This window comes from Variovorax frigidus, from assembly GCF_051216515.1.
In the GTDB taxonomy this organism is placed as follows: domain Bacteria; phylum Pseudomonadota; class Gammaproteobacteria; order Burkholderiales; family Burkholderiaceae_C; genus Variovorax.
The window spans coordinates 607,186-632,904 of sequence record NZ_JBPJZF010000003.1 but is presented as its reverse complement, the minus strand read 5'-3'; the positions used below and the strand labels follow the sequence as shown (position 1 = coordinate 632,904).

27 protein-coding genes are annotated in these 25,719 nt (G+C 69.7%); 10 read left to right on the top strand and 17 right to left on the bottom strand.

Features of this window, described 5'->3' with window-relative positions; translation table 11 throughout:
* Positions 1-27: 27 nt before the first annotated feature.
* The 6 genes from ACSFBC_RS12325 to ACSFBC_RS12300 form a co-directional block, all read right to left on the bottom strand.
* The gene (locus ACSFBC_RS12325; protein WP_435510606.1) at positions 28-978 is read right to left on the bottom strand and encodes a sulfurtransferase; all 951 of its coding nucleotides are present in this window, start codon (positions 976-978) and stop codon (positions 28-30) included.
* Positions 979-1,109: 131 nt separating this feature from the next.
* A complete protein-coding gene (locus ACSFBC_RS12320; RefSeq protein WP_435510651.1) occupies positions 1,110-3,032 on the bottom strand; it encodes a family 2A encapsulin nanocompartment cargo protein cysteine desulfurase in 1,923 nt (640 codons plus the stop codon).
* A gap of 101 nt (positions 3,033-3,133) precedes the next feature.
* Positions 3,134-4,066, bottom strand: coding sequence for a family 2A encapsulin nanocompartment shell protein (locus ACSFBC_RS12315; protein WP_435510605.1), 933 nt, complete (start codon positions 4,064-4,066; stop codon positions 3,134-3,136).
* A gap of 67 nt (positions 4,067-4,133) precedes the next feature.
* Positions 4,134-4,430, bottom strand: a complete 297-nt coding sequence (locus ACSFBC_RS12310) for a helix-turn-helix domain-containing protein (protein WP_435510604.1) — start codon at positions 4,428-4,430, stop codon at positions 4,134-4,136.
* A complete protein-coding gene (gene epsC / locus ACSFBC_RS12305) occupies positions 4,427-5,335 on the bottom strand; it encodes a serine O-acetyltransferase EpsC (protein WP_435510603.1) in 909 nt (302 codons plus the stop codon). Before epsC ends, ACSFBC_RS12310 begins: the two co-directional genes overlap by 4 nt.
* Before the next feature lie 38 nt (positions 5,336-5,373).
* A complete protein-coding gene (locus ACSFBC_RS12300; RefSeq protein WP_435510602.1) occupies positions 5,374-5,856 on the bottom strand; it encodes a rhodanese-like domain-containing protein in 483 nt (160 codons plus the stop codon).
* Between the two features lie 363 nt (positions 5,857-6,219).
* On the opposite strand from ACSFBC_RS12300, the gene ACSFBC_RS12295 reads away from it, so the two are divergent.
* Positions 6,220-7,095, top strand: coding sequence for a hypothetical protein (locus ACSFBC_RS12295; RefSeq protein ID WP_435510601.1), 876 nt, complete (start codon positions 6,220-6,222; stop codon positions 7,093-7,095).
* A gap of 324 nt (positions 7,096-7,419) precedes the next feature.
* Here the strand turns inward: ACSFBC_RS12295 and ACSFBC_RS12290 are convergent, their stop codons facing one another.
* The 3 genes from ACSFBC_RS12290 to ACSFBC_RS12280 form a co-directional block, all read right to left on the bottom strand.
* Positions 7,420-7,944, bottom strand: a complete 525-nt coding sequence (locus ACSFBC_RS12290) for an AAA family ATPase (RefSeq protein ID WP_435510600.1) — start codon at positions 7,942-7,944, stop codon at positions 7,420-7,422.
* Entirely contained in the window at positions 7,944-9,446 is a 1,503-nt protein-coding gene (locus tag ACSFBC_RS12285) for an amino acid permease (RefSeq protein ID WP_435510599.1), read from the bottom strand. The genes ACSFBC_RS12290 and ACSFBC_RS12285 overlap by 1 nt, the downstream gene beginning before the upstream one ends.
* 68 nt (positions 9,447-9,514) lie before the next feature.
* Positions 9,515-10,459: a LysR family transcriptional regulator gene (locus ACSFBC_RS12280; protein ID WP_435510598.1), complete on the bottom strand. Its 945-nt coding sequence runs from the start codon at positions 10,457-10,459 to the stop codon at positions 9,515-9,517.
* 80 nt (positions 10,460-10,539) lie between these two features.
* On the opposite strand from ACSFBC_RS12280, the gene ACSFBC_RS12275 reads away from it, so the two are divergent.
* The 4 genes from ACSFBC_RS12275 to ACSFBC_RS12260 all read left to right on the top strand — a co-directional run bounded on the left by ACSFBC_RS12275 (position 10,540) and on the right by ACSFBC_RS12260 (position 14,581).
* Positions 10,540-11,628 carry an adenosine deaminase family protein gene (locus ACSFBC_RS12275; RefSeq protein ID WP_435510597.1) on the top strand — a complete coding sequence of 363 codons (1,089 nt, stop codon included), beginning with the start codon at positions 10,540-10,542 and terminating at the stop codon, positions 11,626-11,628.
* A 2-nt stretch (positions 11,629-11,630) separates the two neighbouring features.
* On the top strand, positions 11,631-12,614 hold the full coding sequence (locus ACSFBC_RS12270) for a Bug family tripartite tricarboxylate transporter substrate binding protein (RefSeq protein WP_435510596.1): 984 nt from the start codon (positions 11,631-11,633) through the stop codon (positions 12,612-12,614).
* A gap of 124 nt (positions 12,615-12,738) precedes the next feature.
* Positions 12,739-13,599, top strand: a complete 861-nt coding sequence (locus tag ACSFBC_RS12265; protein ID WP_435510595.1) for a hypothetical protein — start codon at positions 12,739-12,741, stop codon at positions 13,597-13,599.
* 118 nt (positions 13,600-13,717) lie between these two features.
* Positions 13,718-14,581, top strand: coding sequence for a RibD family protein (locus ACSFBC_RS12260; protein WP_435510594.1), 864 nt, complete (start codon positions 13,718-13,720; stop codon positions 14,579-14,581).
* Positions 14,582-14,584: 3 nt separating this feature from the next.
* Here the strand turns inward: ACSFBC_RS12260 and ACSFBC_RS12255 are convergent, their stop codons facing one another.
* The 4 genes from ACSFBC_RS12255 to ACSFBC_RS12240 are packed head-to-tail and all read right to left on the bottom strand — an operon-like array spanning position 14,585 to position 18,007.
* The gene (locus tag ACSFBC_RS12255; RefSeq protein ID WP_435510593.1) at positions 14,585-15,478 is read right to left on the bottom strand and encodes a hypothetical protein; all 894 of its coding nucleotides are present in this window, start codon (positions 15,476-15,478) and stop codon (positions 14,585-14,587) included.
* Complete coding sequence (locus ACSFBC_RS12250) at positions 15,475-16,542, bottom strand: glycosyltransferase family 4 protein (RefSeq protein ID WP_435510592.1); 1,068 nt, start codon at positions 16,540-16,542, stop codon at positions 15,475-15,477. The genes ACSFBC_RS12255 and ACSFBC_RS12250 overlap by 4 nt, the downstream gene beginning before the upstream one ends.
* An 11-nt stretch (positions 16,543-16,553) precedes the next feature.
* Positions 16,554-16,973 carry a 6-pyruvoyl trahydropterin synthase family protein gene (locus ACSFBC_RS12245; RefSeq protein WP_435510591.1) on the bottom strand — a complete coding sequence of 140 codons (420 nt, stop codon included), beginning with the start codon at positions 16,971-16,973 and terminating at the stop codon, positions 16,554-16,556.
* Positions 16,974-16,999: 26 nt separating this feature from the next.
* Positions 17,000-18,007 (bottom strand): zinc-dependent alcohol dehydrogenase, encoded by a 1,008-nt coding sequence (locus ACSFBC_RS12240; RefSeq protein WP_435510590.1) that lies wholly within the window; start codon positions 18,005-18,007, stop codon positions 17,000-17,002.
* A 98-nt stretch (positions 18,008-18,105) separates the two neighbouring features.
* On the opposite strand from ACSFBC_RS12240, the gene ACSFBC_RS12235 reads away from it, so the two are divergent.
* On the top strand, positions 18,106-18,864 hold the full coding sequence (locus ACSFBC_RS12235; protein WP_435510589.1) for a CDP-alcohol phosphatidyltransferase family protein: 759 nt from the start codon (positions 18,106-18,108) through the stop codon (positions 18,862-18,864).
* A complete protein-coding gene (locus tag ACSFBC_RS12230) occupies positions 18,861-19,472 on the top strand; it encodes a YceI family protein (RefSeq protein ID WP_435510588.1) in 612 nt (203 codons plus the stop codon). The genes ACSFBC_RS12235 and ACSFBC_RS12230 overlap by 4 nt, the downstream gene beginning before the upstream one ends.
* Before the next feature lie 13 nt (positions 19,473-19,485).
* Here the strand turns inward: ACSFBC_RS12230 and ACSFBC_RS12225 are convergent, their stop codons facing one another.
* A complete protein-coding gene (locus ACSFBC_RS12225; RefSeq protein WP_435510587.1) occupies positions 19,486-19,923 on the bottom strand; it encodes a hypothetical protein in 438 nt (145 codons plus the stop codon).
* Between the two features lie 344 nt (positions 19,924-20,267).
* Here ACSFBC_RS12225 and ACSFBC_RS12220 point away from each other — a divergent pair, with 344 nt between their 5' ends.
* From ACSFBC_RS12220 to ACSFBC_RS12210, 3 genes are read left to right on the top strand one after another with little or no spacing between them, the layout of a single operon-like run.
* Complete coding sequence (locus tag ACSFBC_RS12220; protein WP_435510586.1) at positions 20,268-21,266, top strand: ABC transporter substrate-binding protein; 999 nt, start codon at positions 20,268-20,270, stop codon at positions 21,264-21,266.
* A gap of 1 nt (position 21,267) precedes the next feature.
* Complete coding sequence (locus tag ACSFBC_RS12215) at positions 21,268-22,044, top strand: ABC transporter permease (RefSeq protein WP_435510585.1); 777 nt, start codon at positions 21,268-21,270, stop codon at positions 22,042-22,044.
* Between the two features lie 8 nt (positions 22,045-22,052).
* Complete coding sequence (locus ACSFBC_RS12210; RefSeq protein WP_435510584.1) at positions 22,053-22,820, top strand: ABC transporter ATP-binding protein; 768 nt, start codon at positions 22,053-22,055, stop codon at positions 22,818-22,820.
* Positions 22,821-22,974: 154 nt separating this feature from the next.
* Here the strand turns inward: ACSFBC_RS12210 and ACSFBC_RS12205 are convergent, their stop codons facing one another.
* The 3 genes from ACSFBC_RS12205 to ACSFBC_RS12195 form a co-directional block, all read right to left on the bottom strand.
* Positions 22,975-23,787 (bottom strand): class I SAM-dependent methyltransferase, encoded by an 813-nt coding sequence (locus ACSFBC_RS12205; protein ID WP_435510583.1) that lies wholly within the window; start codon positions 23,785-23,787, stop codon positions 22,975-22,977.
* Between the two features lie 139 nt (positions 23,788-23,926).
* Positions 23,927-24,859, bottom strand: a complete 933-nt coding sequence (locus ACSFBC_RS12200; RefSeq protein WP_435510582.1) for an electron transfer flavoprotein subunit alpha/FixB family protein — start codon at positions 24,857-24,859, stop codon at positions 23,927-23,929.
* Between the two features lie 2 nt (positions 24,860-24,861).
* The gene (locus tag ACSFBC_RS12195) at positions 24,862-25,611 is read right to left on the bottom strand and encodes an electron transfer flavoprotein subunit beta/FixA family protein (protein ID WP_435510581.1); all 750 of its coding nucleotides are present in this window, start codon (positions 25,609-25,611) and stop codon (positions 24,862-24,864) included.
* Positions 25,612-25,719: the final 108 nt, after the last annotated feature.

The following is a 25,719-nucleotide window of genomic DNA, read 5'->3' as shown; positions in this document are numbered from 1 at the left end:
TTGTCCCCACCCAAAGAAATACGGTGCCTACTTGGAAGCCCAGACCGTGCCGCTGGGGTTGCTCACCGGCACGCCCACGGCGTTGCCGTACTCGGTCCAGGAACCGTCGTAGTTGCGCACGTTCTGGTAGCCCAGGATCTTGGTCAGCGCGAACCAGGTATGGCTCGAGCGTTCGCCGATGCGGCAGTAGGTGATGACGGGCTTGGTGCCGTCGATGCCGACGGAGGCATAGAGCGCTTTCAGTTCAGCTGCCGACTTGAAGGTGCCGTCCTCGTTGACCGCGCGGCCCCAGGGCACGTTGGCGGCGCCCGGGATGTGGCCGGCGCGCACCGCGAGTTCGGCGGCGCCCGGCGGCGCGAAGATCTTGCCGGTGTATTCGTCGGCCGAGCGGATGTCGACCAACCTGGCGTCGGTCCTGCCTTCGGCCACGCCCAGCACGTCGACAAGGCGTGCACGCAGTTCGGGCCGTTGGCGCGTGACCTTGTAGCGGGTGGCCACGATGTCCGGTGCGCGGTTCTCGAGCACGCGGCCTTCGGCTTCCCACTTCTTGCGGCCGCCGTCGAGCAGCTTGACGTTGCGCACGCCGTACTGCTCGAACACCCAGGCGCCCCAGGCCGCGAACCAGTTGTTGTTGTCGCCGTAGAGCACCACGGTGCTGTCGTTGTCGACGCCCGCAGTCGACAGCAGCTTCTCGAAATCGGCCTGGCTCACGATGTCGCGACGCACGCGGTCGTTGAGGTCGGCGTGCCAGGAGAAGTTGACCGCGCCCGGCACATGGCCGCGCTCATAGAGGCCCGGATTCACGCTGACCTCGATCACGCGCAGCTTCGGATTCTTGATGTTCTTGTCGAGCCATTCGGTGGACACCAGCGGCCCACTGCCATCGGTCGAGGCCTGCGCGAAGGCGGCCGGGGCCGCCGCGGTGAAGGTCAGGGTGGCGAGCGTGGCGGCGTGCCACCATTTGCGAAGGATCGACATTCGGTCTCCGTAGGTTGAATCTGTCTCGACTGTACGAAGCCGATGCTCGACATCCAACGACGCAAATCCGATATGCGCATGCTGAAAACGTCTACCTGCATGGTGTCTCGCGACGCCATGCAGGCAGGCTTTCAACCCGCGCGGCGCTGCCCTGCGAGCCTGCGCACCACCGCCACCAGACGATCGATCTCGTCGAAGGTGTTGTAGAAGGCCAGCGAGGGCCGCACGGTGGTCTCGACGCTGAAGCGCCGCAGGATCGGCTGCGCGCAGTGGTGGCCGGTGCGCACCGCGATGCCCTCGTCGTTGAGCGCATGGCCCACGTCCTCGGTGCTGTAGCCGTCGAGCACGAAGGACATCACGCTGGCCTTTTCGTCCGCGGTGCCGATCAGCCGCACGCCGGGGATGGTGCGCAGCCGCGCCATGCCGTAGACCAGCAGCTCGTGCTCGTAGCGCGCGATGTTCTCGATGCCGACCTTGTTCACGTAGTCGATGGCAGCGCCCAGGCCCACGGCGTCGGCGATGTTGCCGGTGCCGGCTTCGAACTTGTTCGGGATCGGCTGGAACACCGTCTTCTCGAAGGTCACGTCGGCGATCATGTTGCCGCCGCCCTGCCACGGGGGCATGTCCTCGAGCACCTCGCGCTTGCCCCAGACCACGCCGATGCCGGTGGGCCCGAACACCTTGTGGCCGGAAAACACGAAGAAGTCGGCGCCCAGGTCCTGCACGTCGACCCGCATGTGCGAGACCGACTGCGCGCCGTCGACCAGCGCCTTCGCGCCGGCCCGGTGCGCGAGTGCGACGATCTCCTTCACCGGCACGACCGTGCCCAGCGCGTTCGAGACCTGCGTGACGGCCACGATCTTGGTGCGGTCGTTGAGCAGCTTGCGGTATTCGTCGAGCAGCACCTGCCCCGAGTCGTCCACAGGAATTACGCGCAGCTTCGCGCCCTTGGCGGCGGCGAGTTGCTGCCAGGGCACGATGTTGGCGTGGTGCTCGAGGTTCGAGACGATGATCTCGTCGCCCTCGCCCACGTGCTGCGCGCCCCAGCTCTTGGCGACCAGGTTGATCGCCTCGGTGGTGCCGCGCACGAAGATCACTTCTTCGACTTCGGGCGCGTTGATGAACTTGCGAACACGCTCGCGCGCGCCTTCGTAGGCGTCGGTGGCGCGTGCGGCCAGTTCATGCGCGGCGCGATGGATGTTCGAGTTCTCGTGCGCGTAGAAGTACGCGATGCGGTCGATGACCGATTGCGGCTTGTGGGTGGTGGCGGCGTTGTCGAACCACACCAGCTGCTTGCCGTTGACACGCTCCTGCAGGATCGGGAAGTCGCGCCGCACCGCATGCACGTCGAAGGGCTGGCGCTGGCCTTGTGCGACCGCCGGCACGTCGCCATGCGGCGCGGGCTTGGCCGGCGTGACGTAGCCGCTGGTCAGGCGCACCGAATCGACGAAGTAGTACTGCGGCGCCTGCGCTTGGCTGCTGCTCCCTCGCCCCTCCGGGGAGAGGGCAGGGGTGAGGGGTGACCCCACATCCCGGTTCGTTTGCAGGCCCTCACCCCAGCCCTCTCCCGCGAGCGGGAGAGGAGGCAAGGCCTGCAGAGGCGGTGACGCAGCGGGCACTGCGCCGGCCGACGGATGGCCATGGCTGCCGTTCAGGAAGTAGAACGGCGATGCGCCCGCGGACGGCTGCGCACTGCCCAGTGCCGGCGTGGACGCGTGCGCTCCATGGCCTTCAGGCACGCCCAGCACCGCGCTGCCGAGCCGTGGCTCGTAGGCGGGCAAGGCGCTGTGGAAAGCGTCCGGCGCGCCGTTGCCGGCCACTGCGTGCGGCAACAGCGAGGGCGCGCGGTGGGCCAGCGACGGCAGCTGCGTGGGCGAGCCCGGGATCAGGTTGGTGCCCGGCACCTGCCCCTGCGGGATCGGCGTGCCCGGCACGCTGGGGCCGAAGCCGGCCGGGCTCACCAGCGGCGAACCCGCGGGCGCGAGCTGAGACGGCGCCTGCACGCCGAGCGGTGTCGCCTGACCCGGCAGCGCCGCGAAGAGCTGGCTCGCCATGCGCGCCAATACCGCCGGATCGAAGGGCGCCTCGGGTTGCTGCGGAAGTTGCGGCAGCGACGACAGGCCCGCTGGAGAAAGTGACGTGCTCACGGCGCGCCTTACTTGTAGGTGTCGGGATAGTCGTGGTACTTGCCGATCTCGACGTCGTCGAGCACGGCCAGCGCGTCGGTGGTCAGCACCGCGACCGAGCAGTACAGCGAGATCAGGTACGACGCGATCGCGTGGTTGTTGATGCCCATGAAGCGCACCGACAGGCCCGGACTCTGTTCACCGGTCAGGCCGGGCTGGAACAGGCCGACCACGCCCTGGCGCTTGTCGCCCACGCGCAGCAGCAGGATCTTGCTCTTGCCGTCGGCCACCGGCACCTTGTTCGACGGGATCAGCGGAATGCCGCGCCAGGTGATGAACTGCGAGCCGAACAGGCTCACGGTCGGCGGCGGCGTGCCGCGGCGGGTGGCTTCGCGGCCGAAGGCGGCGATGGCCAGCGGGTGCGTGAGGAAGAAAGCCGGCTCCTTCCAGACCTTGGTCAGCAGCTCGTCGAGGTCGTCGGGCGTGGGCGCGCCGGTCAGCGGGAAGATGCGCTGTTCGTCCGTCACCTGGGCCAGCAGGCCGTAGTCGGGGTTGTTGATCAGCTCGCTTTCCTGGTTCTCCTTGATCGTCTCGATCGTGAGGCGCAGTTGCTCCTTGATCTGGTCGTGCGGGCTGCTGTACAGGTCCGAGATGCGGGTGTGCACGTCGAGCACGGTGCTCACGGCGTTCAGGTTGTACTCGCGCGGATGCTCTTCGTAGTCGACCCAGGTGCGCGGCAACTGGTTTTCGTCTTCACGCGAGGTGCAGACCACCTTGATCGACTCGGGGTTCTTGACCTTGTTGAGGCGGTAGGTGCCGGCCTCGACGGGCACCCACTGCAACAGGTGGGTGAGCCAGCGCGGGCTGATGGTCTCGAGCTGGGGAACGCTCTTGGTGGCATTGGCGAGCTGGCGTGCGGCATTGTCGCCAAGGGCGGTGGTTCCACCCACTGTTGCGGTCATAAGGACTCCGGTGATCGATGAAGGAAGGGAAATCGCTTCGGAGTTTCAGCGCGACCGGGGGCTCGCCTCAACAGGCTATAGCCGCCAAGTTGATGCGGCGCACGGTGCGCTGCTGCTCCAGCTGTTCGCAGCGCGAGAGCAGGCTCGCGATGTTGATGTCGAGTGCGCCCGCCAGTTTCTGCGCGGTGAGGATCGAGGCGATCACCCGACCGCGCTCGACCTCGCCCACGTAGGAGCGGTTGAGGTTGGAGCGCTCGGCCAGCTGCTCCTGCGACCAGCCGCGCACTTCGCGCAACTGGCGCACCGCGATGCCGAAGGTCTCGACCAGGTCGTAGAGCGGCCGGGTCTCGGACACTGCGCTCATTTCACGGGCCTGGCGTTGAGCAGTCCCGCCTGCGTCACGCTGGCGCCCGCGGGCACGTCGTCGGTGATCCAGACGTTGCCGCCGATGGTCGCGCCCTTGCCCAGCGTCACGCGCCCGAGGATGGTCGCGCCCGCGTAGATCACCACGTCGTCTTCGACCCGCGGATGGCGCGGCAGGCCCTTCTGCAGCTTGCCTTCGGCATCGGTCGGGAAGCGCTTGGCGCCCAGCGTGACGGCCTGGTAGACACGCACGCGCTGGCCGATCACGGCCGTCTCGCCGATCACGACACCCGTGCCGTGGTCGATGAAGAAGCTCGGGCCGATCTGCGCGCCCGGGTGGATGTCGATGCCGGTCTGGCCATGGGCCAGCTCGGCCACGATGCGCGCCAGCAGCGGCAGGTCGAGCGTGTAGAGCCGGTGCGCGAGCCGGTGGTGGAGCATGGCCAGCACGCCCGGATAGCACAGCAGCACCTCGTCGACGCTGTGCGCCGCGGGGTCGCCCTGGTAGGCCGCGAGCACGTCGGTGTCGAGCAGCCGCCGGATGTCGGGCAGCGCGGCGCCGAAGGCCCGCACGGCCGCCGTGGCGCGCGCCTCGACGTCGGCCGTCGGCTCGCCCGTGCGGCGGGCCCGGTCGTTGAGTTCGAGCAGCGCCTGGCCGTGCAGCGCATGCAGCGCCGCGTCGAGCGTGTAGGCGACGTAGATGTCCTCGCTGTCCTGGCGCAGGTCGACCGGCCCCAGGCGCATCGGGAACAGCACGCCTTGCAGCGAACGCAGGATCTGCGTGAGCGCGTCGCGCGACGGGAACTCGCGCCCGCCGGGCTCACGCGAGCGCTTCTGCGCCTCGCGCCACTCGTCGCGCGCCGCATGCAGCGCGCCGGCGATGCCGCCGATGTCGAACCGGGCCATTCGTTTCCTTCTCTTTCGTGCTTCTGTCGTTGAGGGCGTCAGCCTTGCGTCCACGGCAGCTTGTGAAAACGCCAGCCGTCGGCCGTGCCACGGTGCTGTTGCGCATCGATCTCGCCCTCGAAGCCTTCGCGCACGTTGAACACGCGCGCGAAGCCGGCCTTGGCTGCCGCTTCGGCCGCCAGGGCGGAGCGCTTGCCGCTGCGGCACAGCAGCAGCACCGTCGCGTCCTTGCCACCCTGCTTGGCGAGCTTGGCCTCGAGTTCGCGCACGAAGCGCGGGTTGCGCGTGAGCGCGGTGCCGGTCGCCCATGGCACGTGCAGGCTGTCGGGCACCTGGCCGACGAAGGTGCGTTCCTCGCCGGAACGCACGTCGACCAGCACGGCCGCGCCGTCCTGCACGAGCTGCCAGGCATCGACGGGCGCGACACCGCCCGCATAGGGCAGGTTCTGCGCGGCGGCCTCGGCCTGTGCGCGTTCGAGGGCCTCGGGCAAGGCGGCGACGTCGGTGGTATCGGTGGACATGATGAAAGCGAAGCTCCTGGCTGGGTGGGCGGCCTTCTGGGTGACCATGACCACCAATCTAGGGGCCGCGGCCACTTTCCCCAACGAATAAAAAGTGGAATCCAAACAACCGCTTCGTCTGTGCACCCGCGTCATGCCACGCGGGCCTCCGGATGCGCGGGCCGTGCCAGCCCAGGTGCTCGCGAAGCGTGCGGCCCGTGTACTCCGTCCGAAACAGGCCACGCCGCTGCAGTTCGGGAATCACCAGGTCCGCGACATCCTTCTGCGCGTCGCGGTGGCGCGGCCAGGAGCGGCCAGGCCGAGTCGCCGGACCGCCCGCCCCCCCTAAGATGCGGCTTGCCCATCCCCCATGGAGCGCCGCGCATGTCCCATCCCGTCTATCTGTCCAGCACCACCCTGCCCCGCATGCCCGAGGGCAGCCGCAACGAATGGCGGCGCTTCTTCGGCGATGGCGCCGAGCTGGAAGCCAATGCCTTCTTCCCGCTGTTCTGGCGCGCGCTGTTCAGTGCCGACGATGTCCGGCACGCACGCTTCATCGACGCGTACGACGTCGACGACGAGGACTCGGCCGTCGATCGCCTGGAGTGCCTCGACGATTTCGGCGCCGAGGCCGCCTACCCTTACCTGGTCACCGACCGTGCCACGGGCCTGGCGCGCCTGGCGACACGGCGAGAGCCGCTGCTCGGGGCGATCGGAGAACGCTATCGCCCGGTCTATGAAGCCTTCGAGGCCCTGATGGCGCAGCGCTTCCCGGATCACATCCTGCTGCGCACCCAGGGCCTGCCCGACGCGGCCGAGGCCGAACCATGGCTGCGCAGCAGCCTGGCCGAGCTCGACGACCTGCAACACGGCGAGGCACTTCCTGGCCTCCTCCGAGACCTCGCGCGGCACGATTGCGACCCGGTCTGGACCTTGGCGGGCATCAGTTCGTCACCCGATGGCACATGGCCCACCCCGGCACTGCGAGAACTCTTTCCCGATCCGCGGCAAAGGCGGGTCCGACAGACGTCGACGCCCCGGCAGACCGAAAAATACGATCCCGAGCGCGCCATGCAAACGGCGCAGCCCAGGCGCTGGTTCGATCCCGCACTGGAATGGATGGCGGCCATCGTGGCCGCCGGCGCCGGCTTGGGTGTCTATGCGCTCACGCACTCGACGTGGCTGGCCGTGCTGGCATTCCTGTGCGCGGCCGGCGCGTCGGGCTTCGGCATTGCGCGTTGGCGTGGGCCGCGCGCCTGACGAGGCGGGCGGCCGGGGCCGCAAAAGCGTCGTCGCTGTGGCTTCGTGCAGAGCGGCGCTGGCAGGGCCCTCGGACACGCTGCGATGGGTGCGCATGTGGTGATCGACAGCATCGCGGACCTGCCGCGTGCTCTGCAGGAGATCGCGCAGAGGGCGGGCGAGCCGTCGTCGACCTGAATGTCGACCGCCCGTCGGCTTCTCCGCGTCCTGGCAAGCACCGCGCCCTGGCCATCGGTCGACGCGTCCACGCGCTTCGCGAGCGATAGCCGGCGCTAGCGTCGAGCGCGCTCGTGGCGGAAGGAAAACGAACGTGCAGCGGCCGGGCTAAGCGAACGACCCCGAAGCGTCGTCCAGCCACTGCCGGATGCGCGCCAGCCGCTGCGGCGTGGAGAGATCGCCCTCCAGGCGCAGCACCGGGCAGCGACGCGCCGCCAGCCACGCGTTCTGCCGCGCCAGGCTGCGGCCCTCGGGCGGCCCATCGTCGTACTGCGCCGCCCATTCGAGGAAGGCCGGATTCGCCTTGCCGAACAACAGGATTTCGCGTGCGCACAGGCGCTCGAGCCGCAGCGCCGTGTCGACGTAGAGGAAGACCACGAGGTCGAAGGCGTCCTCGATCTCCGCGCCCCAGGCGTTGACCGAGCCGGACACCACCACCCTTTCGGCGCCGCGCATGGCAGCGAGCAACGAGGCGCGCCGCTCGTCGACTGGCCGCTGGGTCTGGAACGGGGGATCGGTCGGCAGCCAGAAGAAATCGTCCGCCTCGAGGAACACCGCGTCGACTTCGGCGGCCAGTGCCCGGCCCAGCGTGGACGTGCCCGAACCCGATGCACCGGTGATGTGGATGCGCATCAGAACTTCGGCGCCGGAAACTTCATGTCCTGGTAGCGCACGATGCCGCCGCCGCGCACCAGCCGGTAGCCGAGCCAGATCGCGAGGAACAGCGGCAGGCCGATGTAGGTCGCGACCACGCCGGCCCAGTCGATGCGGTCGGCCAGGAAGGCCTGGTAGTTCTGACCCAGCGTGATCAGGAGGCACAGCAGGAAGGCGAACACCGGCCCGAGGGGGAACAGGCCCGCGCGGTACGGCAGTGCGCTCAGGTCGCGGCCCTGCGCCGCATAGCCCTTGCGGAAACGGTAATGGCTCAGCGCGATGCCGAGCCAGGCGATGAAGCCTGTCATGCCCGAGGCGTTGAGCAGCCAGATGTAGACCTTCTGCGGGCTGAAGATGAAGCTGAAGAAGCACAGGCCCGCCACCACGGCTGTCGCCCACAGCGCCATGCGCGGCACGCCGTTGGCCGTGACGCGCGCGAAGATGCGCGGTGCCTTGCCTTCGACGGCCAGCGTGTAGAGCATGCGCGTCGACGCATACATGCCCGAGTTGCCCGCCGACAGCACCGAGGTCAGCACCACCGCGTTCATCAGCGCCGCCGCCGACAGCAGGCCGGCGCGCTCGAACACCAGCGTGAACGGGCTCAGGCTGATGTCGCCCACCTCGTTCTTGAGCAGCTGCGGATCGGTGTACGGAATCAGCAGGCTGATCACGCCGATGGCCAGCACGTAGAACAACAGGATGCGCCAGAACACCTGCCGCACCGCGCGCGGGATGTTGCGCGCCGGGTCTTCCGATTCGCCGGCCGCGATGCCGATGAGCTCGGTGCCCTGGAAGGAGAAGCCGACGATCATCGCCACGCCGATCAGGGCCGCGAAGCCGCCTACGAACGGCGCGTCGCCCACGCCCCAGTTGGCGAGGTTGCCCATGAAGCCCTGGGGCGAGCCGCCGCGCAGGATGCCGAAGATCATCAGCGTGCCCAGGCCGATGAAGACGATCACGGTCAGGACCTTGATCGCCGCGAACCAGTACTCGGCCTCGGCGAAGCCGCGCACCGAGATCGCGTTGAGCCCGAACATCAGCGCCAGGAAGAGCGCGCTCCACAGCACGCCCGGCACGTCGGGGAACCAGTAGGCCATCACGAGCTGCGCGGCCACCAGGTCGACCGCGATGGTCACCGCCCAGTTGTACCAGTAGTTCCAGCCGATCGCGAAGCCGAAGCCCTCGTCGACATAGCGCGCGCCGTAGGTCGCGAACGAGCCCGACACCGGCATGTAGGCGGCCAGTTCGCCCAGGCTGGTCATGAGGAAATAGACCATCAGGCCGACCACCGCATAGGCCAGCAGCGCGCCGCCCGGGCCGGCCTGCGAGATGGTCGCGCCCGACGCGACGAAAAGCCCGGTGCCGATCGACCCGCCCACCGCGATCATCGACAGATGCCGCGCCTTCAGCACGCGATGCAGCCCCCCGTTCTCGGTTGGCGTGTCTTGCCCGGCGGTGGTCGTCCCTGCCTGCTGTTCCATGTTTATCTCTTGTTGTCTTGACGAAGGGACGCCACTGTAGCCGGGCGGACGGCCCCCTTGGCTCCCGGCTAGCGGCGTGCGCGCGAGACCCGGCGCATCGGCGCCTTGCCCGGCATCGGAAGGCGCTGTTCGAGGCACGCGATCAGCGCCTGCGCCATCACGTTGCGCGTGGGCCCGGGAAGGTAGACCAGCACCACGCGCCGCTCGATGCGCGGCTTCGCGAGCGACAGCACCACCAGCTCGGGGTCGCGCAGCGACGAGGTGTAGAGCTGCGGCATCAGGCCCAGCGCGAGCCCGCCGCGCACCAGCGCGTAGAGCGTCTCGGAATAGCTGACGCGGTAGGGCTCCGCGCCCTGCGCGAACTGCGCGCGCGCCGGGTCGCCCAGCGCCGGCATGCTGCCGCTCTCGAACAGCACCAGCCGCTCGCTGCCGATGGCCTCCCAGTTCACCTCGCCCGCCTGCGCGAGCGGATGGTCGTGCCGCACCACCAGCACCAGCGGGTCTCGGAAGAGATCGACGCAGGCCAGGCCGCCCGGCGGCTCGGTGATGGCGACCACGGCCATGTCGAGCTGGCCGTCGCGCACCTCGGCCACGAGCGTGGTCGATGGCGCGTCGCGCCAGGCGAACTCGACCGCCTGCGGCGCGCTGCGCACGAAATCCGCCACGGCCGCGGCGACCCTGGCGCTCGCCGAGGGGATGACGCCCACGCGCACATAGGCCCGGCCGCGCTGCAGCGTGCTCTCGATGTCGTGCAGCACCACCTCCAGCGTGTTGACCAGGAAGTCGGTGCGCGCCAGCACCTCGGCCCCGACCGGCGTGAGTTCCAGCCGGTGCGTGGAACGGGTCAGCAGCTCGGCGCCGAGCAGCTTCTCCATCTGCTTGATCGCATTGCTCAGAGCGGGCTGGGTGATCGAAAGCCGGCGCGCCGCGCGCCCGAACTGGCCCTCCTGGACCAGCACCGAGAAGAACTGGAGCTGACGCAATGTCAGTGCGCGCAGGGACGAGGAGCTCATGGCTGGTTATTCATTACCTGAATCAAATTATAGATATTTGAAATTTTTCTTATCCCTGCTTCTTCCCTAGACTGCGCCGCATGCCCCCCACGCACTCCCTGACGCCTGCACTCGAATCCTTCCTGCACGCGATCCCGAAGGTCGAGCTGCACTGCCATCTGTTCGGCACGGTGCGGCACGACACCTTCGCGGCACTCAACCGTCAGGCCGGCATGCCGCTGGCCGAGGAAGAGGTCGAAGGCTTCTACACACGGGGCGAGAAACCCGTCGGCGTGCTGCGCGTGCTGCGCGCGCTCGATGCCCAATTGATCCGAAGCGCGGACGACCTGTACCGGATCACGCTCGAGTACCTCGAGGACGCGGCCGCCCACCACGTGCGCTACAGCGAGTTCTGCTGGAACCCCACCGGCACCGTGCATGCCTCGGGCATCGGCTACGTCGCCGCCCAGCAGGCCATCGTGCGCGCGATCCACGATGCGCAGCGGCAGTTCGGCATCGTCGGGCGCCTGATCGCGGCGATCGACCGCGAGGCCAGCCCCGAAGCGGCGGTCGAGATGGTGGACTGGGTCACGGCGCACCGCTGCGAGGAAGTGATCGGCATCGGCATCGACTACCGCGAGAACGACCGGCCGCCCGAGCTCTTCGTGCACGCTTACCGCAATGCCCGCCGCGCCGGCCTGCGGACCACCGCCCACGCGGGCGAGTTCGGCATGCCCTGGACGAATGTGCGCACCGCGCTGGACCTGCTCCAGGTGGACCGCATCGACCACGGCTACACGGTGGTCGACCAGCCGGCCTTCGCCCGCGAATGCGCGGAGCGCGGCGTGCTGTTCACCGTGGTGCCGACCAACTCCTACTACCTGCGCACGCTGCCGCCCGAGCGCTGGGCGCTCGACCATCCGATCCGGCGCATGCCCGGCCTGGGCCTGCGCATCCATCCGAACACCGACGACCCGACGCTGCACAAGGTCACGCCCACGCAGGCCTGGGCCATGATGGTCCGCGACTTCGGCTTCGGCCTGGACGACCTGCACGGCTTCATGCACAACGGCCTCGATGGCGCCTGGATCGACGACACGACGCGACGCGCCTGGCGCACGCAGTGGAGCGCCGAGTTCGACGCGTTGCGCGCGCGGCTGCCGCAAGACACCCCCACCTCCGGAAACTGAACATGCCCACGATCAAGCCCCTCCTCCTCGCGTCGATGGCCCTGGCAGCGCTCGGCGGCCACGCGTTCGCGCAGGCACCCGCCTGGCCGGGCGGCAAGCCGATCACGCTGATCGTTCCCTATTCGGCGGGCGGCAGCGTGGACTTCAACGCCCGCCTTGTCGCCACCAAACTGGGCGAGCGGCTCAGGCAGTCGGTGGTGATCGAGAACGTGACCGGCGCCGGCGGCGCGATCGGCGTGGCCAAGGCGGTGAACGCCGCGCCCGACGGCTACACGCTGGTCGCCGGGCCCGACAGCGCGATCGCCATCGGCAAGCTGATCAACCCCGCGGCCTTCAAGTTCGATCCGCTGAAGGACCTGGCGCCGGTGGCCATGCTCAACACCGCGCCCATGGTGCTGGTCGCCCGGCCGGGCCTGCCGGTGCAGAGCTATGCCGACTTCGTCAAGCTGGCCAAGGCCGCGCCGGGCAAGTACAGCTACGCGACCTCGGGCGTGGGCACGGTGCTGCAGCTCGCGATGGAACTGCTCAAGCAGACCGGCGGCCTCTTCGTGACCCATGTGCCCTACCGCGGCGGGGCGCAGATCGCCACCGATGTGATCGGCAACCAGGTCGACCTGGCCATGCTGGTGAGCACCAGCGCCATCCCGCACGTCAACGGCAACCGGCTGAAGGCGCTGGGCGTCACCGGCAGCCAGCGGCTCGACGCGCTGCCCAACGTGCCGACCTTCGACGAGATGCCGGGCCTGAAGGGCTATTCGATGGTCAGCTGGACCGGCATCTTCGCGCCGGCCACCACGCCGCCGGCGATCGTCGCGCGCATCAACCAGGAGCTCAACGCGGTGCTCAAGGACCCCGAGGTGCGCGCCAAGCTGCAGGAACAGGGCGCGCTGCCCGGCGGCGGCTCGGCCGCGGAACTCGGCGCCTTCGTCAAGGCCGAGTACGCGCGCAACCAGAAGATCGTGCAGACCGCCAACATCAAGGAGTGAGCCGCTGCAGGCGCGCAGAGCGCGCGGCGCCCTTGAAGCGGCCGATGCCCCGGCATCGATCGGCCGCGCACCTTTACCGCAGCCCCCCGGCATGCTGGAATGCGACAGCATCCCGCCCTGCCCCATGGACCTCCTGCACCACCCTCTCGTCCGCAGCGTGCTGGCGCCTGCGCTGCTGGCGCTCGTGCTGTGCGGCCTGCTGCGCCAGGCGGCCGGCGCACGCTGGGCCGCCGCGGGCACCGCCATCGCGCTGGTCGTGGCTTGCGCCTGGGTGGTCGGCTGGCCGTCGAATCCGGGCAGCCTGATCGGCAAGCTGCCGGGTGCCGTGCTGGGCGCGGCCCTGCTGGGCGTCACGCTGGAGGCCGTGCGCGCGGGCCTCCGGACCCAATGGCTGGCCGCCGCCGCGGCCTGGGCGCTGATGCTGTTCGTGCTGGGCGTCGCCACGCCGCTCGCGGGCGTGGTGGCCTGGGCGGTGGGCACCGCGGTGCTCGGCGCCGCGCTGCAGCCGCCTGCCGACACCGCCGATGCGCCGGCGCTGCTGGCCGTGGCCGGGCTGGGGCTGGCGGGCGTGGCGATGCTGTCCGCGTCGCTGCTGCTGTTCGAACTGGCGTTGGGCGCGGCCGTGGCGGTCGCCGCGACGGCGCTGTGGCTGTGGCCCCGCGCGCGGATCGCCTTCGGGCCGGCGGGCCGCATCGCGGCGGCGCTGGGCTGGCTGGCCCTGGCCCATGCCACCGCCCGGCTCACGCAGGCCCAGGCGGCCGCGCTGGGGCTGCTCGCACTCGGCTTCGCGGCCGGGCCGCTGCTGGCGCGCTGGCCGCGCGCCGCGCAGCCGCCCTGGGCGCGGCCCCTGTGGCGTGCCGCCGGCGCGGCCGTCTGCGCGGCGGCGGCGATCGCGGTCGTGCTGCTGACGGGCACGGGCGCCATGCCCGACGCCGTGCCGCCGGGCGAAGGGGATGGGTATCCGTACTACACGCCGCGCTGGTAGCCGCTGCTAGCATGCCTGCGACCGACCGCATCCGTGGGTGCCGCCACAGGCGGCCCGGGGCGGCAAGACCATCACAGGAGTCCGTCTTCTGAGCGCCCTGCCCGCCCCTTCCGTTCCATTGGCTGCACCCGGCGACATCGCCTCGCTGTGGCCGCTGTGCCTGGCCATCGCTCACCGCCGACGCCGGGGTGAAGCAGCGCTCGACGGGCCGTCGCCGCTCGCCTGGTCCGCCGACCAGGGTTACGCGCTGGAGGGTGACTGGGACGCACCAGCGCAGGCGCTGTTCGCGCTGCTCAAGCCGTTGCTCGACCGCCGGGAAGACAAGGCCGCCTGGGTCATCGGCCAGCTCGGCCAGAGCCTGGACGGCTGCATCGCCACGCACAACGGCGACTCCTGCTTCGTCAACGGCCCCGAGGGCCTGGTGCACGTGCACCGCCTGCGCGCGCTGTGCGATGCGGTGATCGTGGGGGCCGGCACGGCCTGTCTGGACAACCCGCAGCTCACGACCCGCCGCGTCGAGGGGCCGCACCCCACGCGGGTGGTGATCGACCCCGGCCTGCGCGTGCCGGCCGACGCGCGCGTGTTCAACGACGGGCAGGCGCCCACGCTGCTGGTGTGCGCGCCCGAACATCAGGCCCGCGCCGAGGCCCGGCTGGGCACGCAGCAGGTCGTCACCGTGCCGCGCAGCGCCGCGCTGGACGGCCAGATGCCGCTGGCGGACGTGGTGGCCGCCTTGCACGCGCGCGGGCTGGGCCTGCTGTTCGTCGAAGGCGGCGGCGTGACGCTGTCGCAGTTCGTGCGCCAGGACTGCCTCGACCGGCTGCACCTGATCGTCGCGCCCGTGATGATCGGCGCCGGGCATCCGGGCCTGCAGGTGCGCCGCTCGAACGCGATGTGCGAGGCGCTGCGCCCGGCCGCCCGGACCTTCGCGCTGGGCGGCGACCTGCTCTGGGACCTGGACCTGCGCGCCGCGGCACGCTGAACGCTACAGCCAGGCCAGCAGGTCGCTGTGGCCGACCCGCAGTCGCATCGACGCGCGCTGCGCATGGCGACCCTGGCGCCAGGCCTGCACCGCCGCTGCAGCCTCGGGCGCCTGCTCGATCGCGGCGGCGGCCATGCCGTCGACCATCTCGCGCAACATGGCCAGGTCGTCCCGCGAACGCGCGCCGTCGACCTGCCAGTCGCTGGGTGCGACGGCGACCTGGTAGCCCGCGCGCTGCAGTCGCTCGGCGGCGTTGGCGACGGCGGCACCGCCCAATGCCGGACCGAAGCCCTTGTCGCGCCGCTGGTGGGCACGGAAATGCGCATGCACGAGCGCGTCCGCGCCGTCGACGGGTTGCCACTGCAGCCGGTCGTCCACGCTGAGCGCCCAGCACACGGCCGCGCCGGCCGCACGGCAGCGCGCGACCAGCGCATCGAGCCATGCGGCCGACACCAGGTCCAGCAGCGCAGAGGCCGTGACGAGCTGTGCGCCGTCGATCGCCGCGACACCGGCCAGGTCGGCCAGATCCGCGCACTGCCACGCGAGCGTGAGCTGCAGGCCCGGTCCGTCGATCGCCATGCCGTCGTCTCCCATGGCCACACGACAGCCCCGCGCCACCGCCCACGCCGACAGCGCCTCCGGCAGCGCGGCCAGCAGCGCCGGGTCATGGTCCAGCAGCCGCCAATGCTGGCGCCCGCCCAGCCGGGGCGCGAGCGCGCGCAGGCTGGCACCGGTGCCGCAGCCCAGGTCCACCACCTGCAGCGCGGCGTCGGCCTCACGGCCACTGTGCAGCCGCGCGGCCAGCGCGGGCCAGCCCAGCAAGGGCGCCGACGCCGCGCGCCCCGCCAGGTCGAAGGGCTCGCGCAGCGCCAGCCAGCCGGCGTCGAAACCGCTCATGGCCGCATGGGCCCGATCGCCTGCAGCGCGGCCGCGAAGCGCTGGCCGGCATCGGCCCAGCGCGGCAGCCGTATGGCAGCGGCCCGCGCGCCCGCGGCCAGCGCACGGCGCGCGGACGGCGCGTCCATCACGCGTCGCAGCGCCTCGCGCAAGGCTTCCACGTCGCCCGGCGGCACCAGGATGCCGGCGTCGGCAGGCACGGTGTCCACGATCGCGCCGGCGGCCGTGCTGACGACCGGCAGGCCGCGCGCCAGCGCCTCGGCCAGCGCCATGCCATAGCCCTCGTGCCACGACGGCAGCACGAACAGATCGGCCTGGGCATAGAGCGCAGCGAGCGGGCCTGCATCGACCTCGCCATGCCAGGTCACGCGCTCGGCCAGCCCGAGCCGATCGGCCGCCGCCACGGCCCTTCGCCCCTCGTCCGCATCACGCGTCTGGCTGCCGGCGCAATGCAGATGCCAGCGCCGGTCGCGCAGGCCGGCCAGGGCCTCGAGCAGCAGCACATGCCCTTTGCGTGGCGTGACGGTCGCGACGCACAGCAGCGACAGTGCCTCCGGCCCCGCACCGCCGCCCGGGGCCGACGAGGCCGGATCGGTGCCGGGCTCCACCACGTCGATGCGCGCTGGCGCCACGCCATAGGGCGCCAAGGCGCGCGCCGTCGACGCGCTGGTCACGATCACCTGCCGTGCGCTCGCGAGTGCGCGGCGCTCGCTGTCGAACAGCTGCGCCTTCTGCGGCTCGGAGAGGCCGGACTCGAGCGCCAGCGGGTGATGCACCAGCGCGACCCAGCGCAGCCTGGCCGCGTGCATCGCGACCAGTTCGGGCAGCACGCCGAAGCCCAGGCCGTCGGCGACCACCAGCGCGCCATCCGGCAGGGCCTCCACCACCTGCTGCGCATGGCGGCGCGCCGCGGCGTCGGGCCAGGGGAAGCCGTCGCCCGGCGAGACCACGGCCACCTCCCGGCCCGCGGTGCGCAGCTGGTCGACGATCTGGCGGTCGTAGAGGTAGCCGCCGGTACGGCTCTCCCAGTCACCGGGAACGAGGAAGGTGCAGGCCGGACGCATCGCTCGCTTGCTCAGCCGCCCGACGCCGCGCGCGGCAGCGCCGCCTCGTACGCGGCCCAGGCCACGTGCGACTCGTTGAGGCGCACGCCCAGGTGCTCGATGCCGCCGGCATGCGGGCCCAGCTCGCCGGTCACGATGCGGTCGGCGATGCGCTCGAAGATCACGCGCGCCAGGAACTCGGTGGTGGTGTTCTGGCCGGCGAAGGCGCCGTCGTCGTCGAGGTTGCGCAGGTTGAGCTCGCCCAGCACCTCGCGCAGCACGGTGGTGGCGCGCGCGATGTCGACGACCATGCCGTCGGCATCGAGCGCGCGGCGGTGGAAGGTCGCATCGACCACGTAGGTGGCGCCGTGCAGCCGTTGCGCGGGGCCGAAGGCCTCGCCGCGAAAGCTGTGGGCAATCATGAAATGGTCGCGGACGTTGACGCTGTACATGGTGAAGTGCCTTCGGAAAAACAGGTTCAGGAATAGTCGATGCGCTGGCACAGCGTGTCGGGCGCACCGGCCGCCAGGCGCGCCAGCACGGCCGGCAGTTCCTGCAGCAGTGCACTGTCGGTGACGAGCGCGTCCAGCACGGCGGCCGCCGGCTGCGCCAGCAGCGACAGCGCCAGATCCATGCGGCGGCCATGGCTCCAACGCGCGCGCTGGGCCGTGGCCACCTGGCCGACCTGGGAGCTGCGCAGCGTCAGGCGCTGCGCATGGAAGGCCTCGCCCAGCGGCAGGGTCACGGCGCGCTGGCCATACCAGCTGAGCTCGAGCACCGTGGCCTCGAAGCCCGCGAGGCCCAGCGCGCTCGCCAGTCCGGCCGGCTGGCCGCTGGCGTGCACCACCAGGTCGGCCTCGCGCGCCGCCGCGTCCGGTAGCGCGAAGTCCAGCCCCAGCCGGGCCGCCACCGCAGCGCGTTCGGCGCGCACGTCGACCAGTTGCACCGCGGAGCCCGGGATGCGCGAAGCGAGCCAGGCCACCAGCAGCCCGACCACGCCGCCGCCCACCACCGCCACGCGGTCGCCCAGGCGCGGGGCCGCATCCCACAAGGCGTTGACGGCCGTCTCCATGTTCGCCGCCAGCACGGCGCGCGCGGCCGGCAGGCCTTCGGGCAAGGGATGGACGGCCGTCGCAGGCACGTCGTAGCGCGACTGGTGCGGATGCAGGCAGAACACCGCGCGGCCCTGGAGCGCGGGCGGACCGGCCTCGACGATGCCGACGCTGGCGTAGCCGTACTTCACCGGCCCGGGGAACTCGCCCTGCTGGAAGGGAGCGCGCATGCGCGCGAACTCGCTGGGCGGGACCTCGCCTCGGAACACCAGCAGCTCGGTGCCGCGGCTCACGGCGCTGTGCAGGGCCCGCACGCGCACATGGTCTTCGGCCAGCGCGCCGAGCGTGCCAGCGCGCAGCGCGGCCCGGCCCGGTGCCTCGGTCCAGAGGGCTTGAAACGCATCGCTGACCACAGGCGTCCGAATTGCTGGCATGCTCTTTCGTGTCCACCGCCGCGGCCCTCCGTGTGGTGGGCCCTCCGGCGCAGAAGGATCTTAAGACCATGCTTTCGACCCCAGGCTCCCATCCCCCCATGGCCGCACCGGCTCTCGCGACCTTGCGCCGCGATGCCGCCCGTGCGGTGACGTGCGTGGCCCTGCTGCTGGCGGCCGGGTTGGCCGTGGTCGCGTTCGCTGCGCCGCTGCACGGCATGAGCCTGTGGCTCGTGCCCAAGGCGATGGCGGTCTTCGGTATCGGGGCGCTGCTCATGTGGGCGGGCCTGGCCACCCATGCGCCGCATGCGCGCTTCGGCGCGGCCAACGGCATCACCCTCGGGCGGCTGGCGTTGATCGCGCTGCTGGCCGCGACCCTCGGTGAATCGTCCGCCGACACGGCCGCCTTCGGCTGGGCGCTGGTGGCGCTGGCCACGGTGGCGGCGTTGCTCGACGCGGTGGACGGGCCTGTGGCACGACGCCGCCACGAGGCCAGTGCCTTCGGCGCCCGCTTCGACATGGAGACCGACGCGCTGCTGATCCTCGTGCTCTGCGCGCTGGTGCTGCAGCAGGGCAAGGCCGGCGCCTGGATCCTGGCCTCCGGCGCCATGCGCTATGCCTTCGTGGCCGCCGCCTGGCGCTGGCCGTGGCTCGCGCACCCGCTGCCGCCCAGCCTGCGGCGCAAGGCCGTGTGCGTGGCGCAGATCGCCACCTTGATCGTCTGCCTGGGCCCGGTCGTCGAGGCCTCCTGGGCCAGCCTCGTCGCCGGCGCGGGCCTGCTCGCGCTGATCGGGTCCTTCGCGGTCGACGTGCACTGGCTCGTGCGCCATCGAGCCCACGCCATGGAGGTCGGCACATGAACCACGACAGGACCTCACCCACCCGCCGCGCCTTCGGCGCCGGGCTGCTCGGCTGGATCGCGCTGGGCCCGGACACGGCGTTGGCGGAGCCCGCGCGCTACGAGATCGATCCCGAGCACCTCAGCGTCGGCTTCCTGGTCGAACACATCGGCTATGCCAGGGTGCTGGGCATGTTCCGCGCCGCGCGCGGCAGCTATCGCTTCGACGAAGCCAGCGGGGAGCTCAAGGACATCCGCATCGAGGTCGACACCCGCAGCGTGTTCAGCAACCACGTCAAGCGAGACCAGCACCTCAAGAGCGCGGACTTCCTCAACGCGGCCGAGTTTCCGCGCATGGTGTTCACCGCCGCCAATGCCACGCGCAGCGCCGAGCGCCACTTCGCCATCGCCGGCGCGCTCGAGCTGCTGGGCCGCTCGCAGCCGCTCACGCTGCAGGCCACCTGGAACAAGAGCGGCCCCTCGCCGATCGCCAAGTCCTCCTATGTGATGGGCGTGTCGGCGCGCGGCAGCTTCCTGCGCAGTGCCTACGGCATGAACTACGGGGTGGGCAACGGCTGGGTCGGCGACGAGGTGCAGCTGATCATCGAATTCGAGGCCGTCCGCCAGTGAGGCGCATCGCGCCTCAGCGCTTCTTCCAGTTCCGCCCATCGACCGAGCTGTAGGTGCCGCCGCTGGCACAGCACCCGCCGGCACCCACCGCGCGACGGCCCAGCGTGACCGTCAGGAGATCCGGCTTGATCGCGAGCGACTGCCGCTCGCAGACGGTCCAGAAGGGGTAGAAGTCGGGCGCCAGGACACTGGTCCACTGCACGCCGCCGCCCTCGCGACGCTCGACGCGGTACACCTCGCAGTCGTGCACCAGCAGGAACATCGATTCGCCCCCGAGCCGGCCCTCGAAGATCAACTGCTGGGGCGCCGCGCGGGTGGCGATGGCCTCCTTGCTGAGCAAGGGGTCCGACGACTTCGACTCGAAAAGGCCGAGGTCGCAGCCCGACAGGCAGCCGATGGCACCGATGGCGAGCAAGGTGCGCAGGGACCTGGGATGCGTGTTCAATGTCATGTCGCCGAGCATGCCAGCCAATGGCCCGATCGTCACGGCCCTCCCGACCGCCAGCATTGACGCACGCCCCATCGAGGGTTTGCAGGCATTGATCGTGCATGCATGAATCACGACACTTGCCGGCTGCATCCCGCACACCCCGGAACGCCCGGATGCGTGCGTTGCCGCACCTGCATAGGGCATCCGGGCCGATGGCGCATCGTTCTCTGGCGCCGAGGCCTTTCCCCGCGCTGCACGGGGCCTGAGCCTGAAGGACAGCATCAACTTTGCTTATGCTGTCGGCGCAAAAAAAGCGGCTCATAAGATCATGGAATTTAACCCTGACTCCAAGGTGTTGCACTTCCATGCCAATGAATCGACGCGCCCTCATTCGTAGTTCCGCCGCAGCCATCGTCCCGGTCATTGGCGGATTTCCGTTGATCGGCCGGGCCGCCAACCGGCCCTACACCTACGGTGGTTCCGCATGGTTGGGCCACTACTCGGCCTACATCGCGATCAAGACCGGCATCTTCAGCAAGAAGGGCCTCGAGATCAAATGGCAGAGCTTCCCCACTTCGTCCGACCGCATGGGCGCGGTGATGGCGGGCAGCATCGACCTGGCCGGCACGGGCGTGGTCTCGTCGCTCGCGCTCATGGCGGCCGGCGCGAGCCAGTTCAAGGTCATTGCGACGCCGAACAACTTCGGCCGCGCCGAAGGCCTGCTGGTGCGTTCCAACGTGTCGAGCATCGCGCAGCTCAAGGGCAAGAAGATCGGCGTGACCTTCGCCTCGAGCACGCATGTGCTGGTGCTGGACCTGCTCAAGCAGGCCGGCATGAACCCCGACAGCGACGTCTCGCTGATCAACCTGCCCGCCCCCAACCTGCTGTCGGCCTACCAGGGCAACCAGATCGATGCGGCCGCGGCCTGGACACCGTCCTTCGACCGCATCAAGGCGCTGCCCAACACGCGCGTGCTGGCCGACGACACCTCCTTCTCGCTCTACAAGGAATACAGCATCACGCCCGGCCCGGACGTGCTGCTGGCCACCACCAAGCTGACCAAGGAAGATCCGGCCGCGATCAAGGCCTTCCTGCAGGGCATCTTCGAGGCCAACGCGATGCTGACCAACGCGCCGGAAGAAGCGGCCAAGGTGCTGATCGAGATCACGGGTCTCACGCTCGAGGAGCAGGTCAACACCATCAAGCAGACCGGCTGGTACAACGCCGAGCAGCAGCGCAGCCTGCTGGTCGCGCCGGGCAGCTTCGTGACCGGCATGCAGAAGCTGGCCGAGATGCTGGTGTCGCTCAAGCAGATCGACAAGGCGCCCGTGGTCCGCAACTGGCTGGACGCGAGCTACCTCTGAGATGGCTGAAGTCGTGAAACCCCGCAAGAGTGCGGGCTCCCTGGCCTGGCTCAGCGTGCTGTCGCTGCTGGGCTTCCTGGCCGCATGGGAACTGATCTGCCGCTCCGGCGCGGTCGACCCGATCTTCCTGCCACCGCCCTCGCAGGTCTGGGCCCGCGCCTCGACCATGTGGGGCCAGGGCACGCTGGTGGGACACGTGCTGGCCTCGACGCGTCGCGTGATGGTGGGCTTCCTCGCGGCCGCCGCGGTCGCGATCCCGCTGGGCATCTGGCTCGGCACTTCGCGCATCGCGCGCGCCATCTTCGACCCGGTGATCTCCTTCCTGCGTCCCCTGCCCTCGATGAGCTGGATCCCGCTGTCGCTGCTGTGGTTCGGCATCAACGAGACGCAGAAGTACAGCATCGTCTTCATGGGCTCCTTCGTGCCGGCGCTGCTCTACGTGATGGAAGCCACGCGCAGCATCGACCCGCTGCTGATCCGCGCCGCGCGCAACCTGGGCGCGCAGCGCTGGCAGGTGATGCGCGAGGTGCTGCTGCCGGGCTGCCTGCCGCAGATCATCTCGGGCATGAAGATCATCCTGGGCCTGTCGTGGACCTGCGTGATCTCGGCCGAGCTGGTGGCCGCCAAGGAAGGCCTGGGCTTCATGATCATGAATGGCAAGGAGTTCTTCCAGACCGACACGGTGGTGCTGGGCATGGTGCTCATCAGCTTCACCGTTCTGGCCACCGACCTGGTGGTGCGCGCCCTCGAGCGCTGGCTTCTGGATTGGCAAAAATGACAACGAGCATGATCAGTATTCGCGGCGTCTCCAAGAGCTTCGGCGACAACCACGTGTTGTCCAACCTCGACCTCGAGGTGAAGAAGGGCGAGTTCCTGGTGCTGCTGGGCGCCTCGGGCTGCGGCAAGTCGACGCTGCTCAACCTCGTGGCCGGCTTCGAGAAGCCGACGCAGGGCAGCGTGTCGGTCAACGGCAAGCGGATCGACGACGTGACCTCGGCCTGCGGCATGGTGTTCCAGCAGTACGCGCTGTTCCCCTGGCAGACGGTGCAGCAGAACGTCGAGTTCGGCTTGAAGATGAAGAAGATGCCCAAGGGCGAACGGGCCGAGATCGCACGCCGCTTCATCGAGATGGTCGGCCTCAAGGGCAGCGAGAACAAGTACCCGCAGGCGCTGTCGGGCGGCATGAAGCAGCGCGTCTCGATCGCGCGCGTGCTGGCCAATGACCCCGACGTGATGCTCTTCGACGAGCCCTTCGCCGCGCTCGATGCGATGACGCGCCAGGTGCTGCAGGACCAGCTGCTGTCGATCTACGAACAGAGCGGCAAGACCATCGTCTTCATCACCCATTCGATCGACGAGGCCCTGATGCTGTCGACGCGCATGGTCATCATGGGCTCGCAGCCCGGTCGCGTGGTGCAGGACCTGCGCAACGAGTTGCCGCATCCGCGCACCGCGGAGATCCAGCTGTCCGAGGGCTTCATTTCACTGAAGCGTTCGATCTGGGAAACCGTGCAGGAAGAAGTCGGCCGCACGCTGGCGGCCACGCGCGGCTGAGCGCAGACGGTCATGCCAAAGGCGCCTGGACCTTGCGGTCCGGCGCCTTTTTCTTTGGGGGATCGCACCCGGGCCGGTCGATGCGACCACGCTCGAAGCACGCCGGTGGGACTCGCGCGACATTCCTGCAACCGCCCCTGCCAGGCGTCCACAGTCATCCCGCCGCCACCACCACATGCGCCTGAATTTTTCCGCTCACTGGCCCTTCGCCGTGCCGGTCGGCAACGGCCTGGGCCGCACGGTCCGTGGCGAGCGCCAGCAGGCTGGCGTCGCGCGCCTCGATCTCGTTGCGCAGCGGCGTACCCTGGCAATAGGCGGTGGCGACGTGGCGCGCCGACGGCGCATGGCTCACCTTCTCGCGCGTCTCGATCCCGATGTCGGTGAAGCCGGCACGGCCCAGTTCCGTGCAGATCAATGCGGTGTCGTGATAACCGTGCGGCGTGCGGGCCAGGAATCGCGGCGGGTCATGAGCAAACAGGTCGGCTACGGCGTGCGTGACCTCGTCGGCAAAGGCGTTCTCCTCGATGCGGTCCCAGACATTGAAGACGAAGCGCCCACCCGGCCTGAGCACGCGACGCGCCTCGGCGTAGCCGGCGACCCGGTCGGGGAAGAACATCGCGCCGAACTGGCAGAGCACCACGTCGAAGGACGCGTCTTCGAAGGGCAAGGCCAGCGCATCCGCCTGCTGCCATTCGATGCGGGCATCCGGCGGCTGCCGGCCGGCGGCGTGGTCGAGCATGGCCTGGCTGAGGTCGGTCACCACGTAGCGCACACCGGCGCCGAGCCTGGGCGCCAGCGCCCGCGTGACGACGCCGCTGCCGGCCGCCGTTTCCAGCACCGCCTCGGGTAAGCCGGCCGCGGCCAGCACCGCCATGTCGGCCGCATAGGCTTCAAAGATCAGCGGCACCATCAGCGTGTCGTAGAGCTTCGGGATCGAGCCCGCAAACACCTTGTCGCTTTCGGCCATGGCGTTTCCTTGGGCCGGCGATGGCCGGCCATTGCAGCACCGCCCCGCCCGCGTTCGGGCTGCTTGGCGACGATCTGCCATGGTGGCCCTGCACCAGGGCCTCGTCAACGTCGCAGCGCCTCCTCTTTCGAGGCTTGGATCAAAGCGCCGTGGTCAGCGCCGGAACGGCGGTGAACAGATCCGCCACCAGGCCGTAGTCGGCCACCGAGAAGATCGGCGCCTCTTCGTCCTTGTTGATCGCCACGATCACCTTGGAGTCCTTCATGCCCGCCAGATGCTGGATCGCGCCCGAGATGCCCGCCGCGATGTACAGCTGCGGCGCCACGATCTTGCCGGTCTGGCCCACTTGCCAGTCGTTCGGGGCATAGCCCGCGTCGACGGCTGCGCGGCTGGCACCCAGGCCCGCGTTGAGCTTGTCCGCCAGCGGTGCCATCACTTCGTTGAACTTCTCGGCGCTGCCCAGCGCGCGGCCACCCGACACGATGATCTTCGCGGCCGTCAGTTCCGGACGCTCGCTCTTGGTGACCTCGCGGCTCACGAAGCTCGACTTGCCGCTGTCGGCCACGCCTTCGGCGGTTTCGACGGCTGCGCTGCCACCCGTTGCAGCGGCAGCATCGAAGCCGGTCGTGCGCACGGTGATGACCTTGGTCGCATCCGTGCTCTGCACGGTCGCGATCGCGTTGCCCGCGTAGATCGGGCGCTCGAAGGTGTCGGCGTTGACCACGGCCGTGATGTCGCTGATCTGCGCCACGTCCAGCTTGGCGGCCACGCGCGGGGCGACGTTCTTGCCGTTGGCGGTCGAGGGGAACAGGATGTGGCTGTAGTTGCCGGCGATGGCCAACACTTGCGCGGCCACGTTCTCCGCCAGGTTCTCGGCCAGGCTCGGGCTGTCCGCCACGATGACCTTGGTGACGCCCGCGATCTGCGCGGCGGCCTTGCCGGCTTCGGCAGCGTTCGCGCCAGCGACCAGCACATGGACTTCACCGCCGCAGGCCAGTGCAGCGGTCACGGTGTTCAGGGTGGCGGGCTTGACCGTGGCGTGGTCGTGTTCGGCAATGACTAGTGCGCTCATGTTCAGATCACCTTCGCTTCGTTCTTCAGTTTGTCCACCAGGGTCGCGACGTCGGGCACCTTGATGCCCGCACCGCGCTTGGGCGGCTCGCTGACCTTGAGGGTCTTCAGGCGCGGCTTGACGTCCACGCCCAGGTCCTCGGGCTTGAAGACGTCGAGCTGCTTCTTCTTCGCCTTCATGATGTTGGGCAGCGTCACGTAGCGCGGCTCGTTCAGGCGCAGGTCGGTCGTGATCACGGCCGGCAGCGTGAGCGTCAGCGTCTCCATGCCGCCGTCGACTTCGCGCGAGACGGTGGCCTTGTCGCCGGCCACTTCGACCTTCGAGGCGAAGGTGGCTTGCGGCAGGTCGGCCAGCGCGGCCAGCATCTGGCCGGTCTGGTTGGCGTCGTCGTCGATGGCCTGCTTGCCCAGGATGATCAGCTGGGGCTGCTCCTTGTCGACCAGCGCCTTGAGCAGCTTGGCCACGGCCAGCGGCTGCAGCTCTTCGGTGGTCTCGACCAGGATGCCGCGGTCGGCGCCGATGGCCATCGCGGTGCGCAGGGTTTCCTGGCACTTCGCATCGCCGCAGGAGACGGCGATGACTTCGGTCACGATGCCCTTCTCCTTCAGCCGCACCGCCTCTTCGACGGCGATCTCGTCGAAGGGGTTCATGCTCATCTTGACGTTGGCGATGTCGACGCCCGTGCCGTCGCTCTTCACGCGCACTTTCACGTTGTAGTCGACGACCCGTTTGACGGGCACCAGTACTTTCATATCTTCACCAGCTCCGGAATTGCGACCAAGACCACACGCTTGGTTCGGACCGCATCACGATGCGGCTGCCTGCAGTGTTGCCAAGGCGTCGGCCCGCGGGCCGAAGAT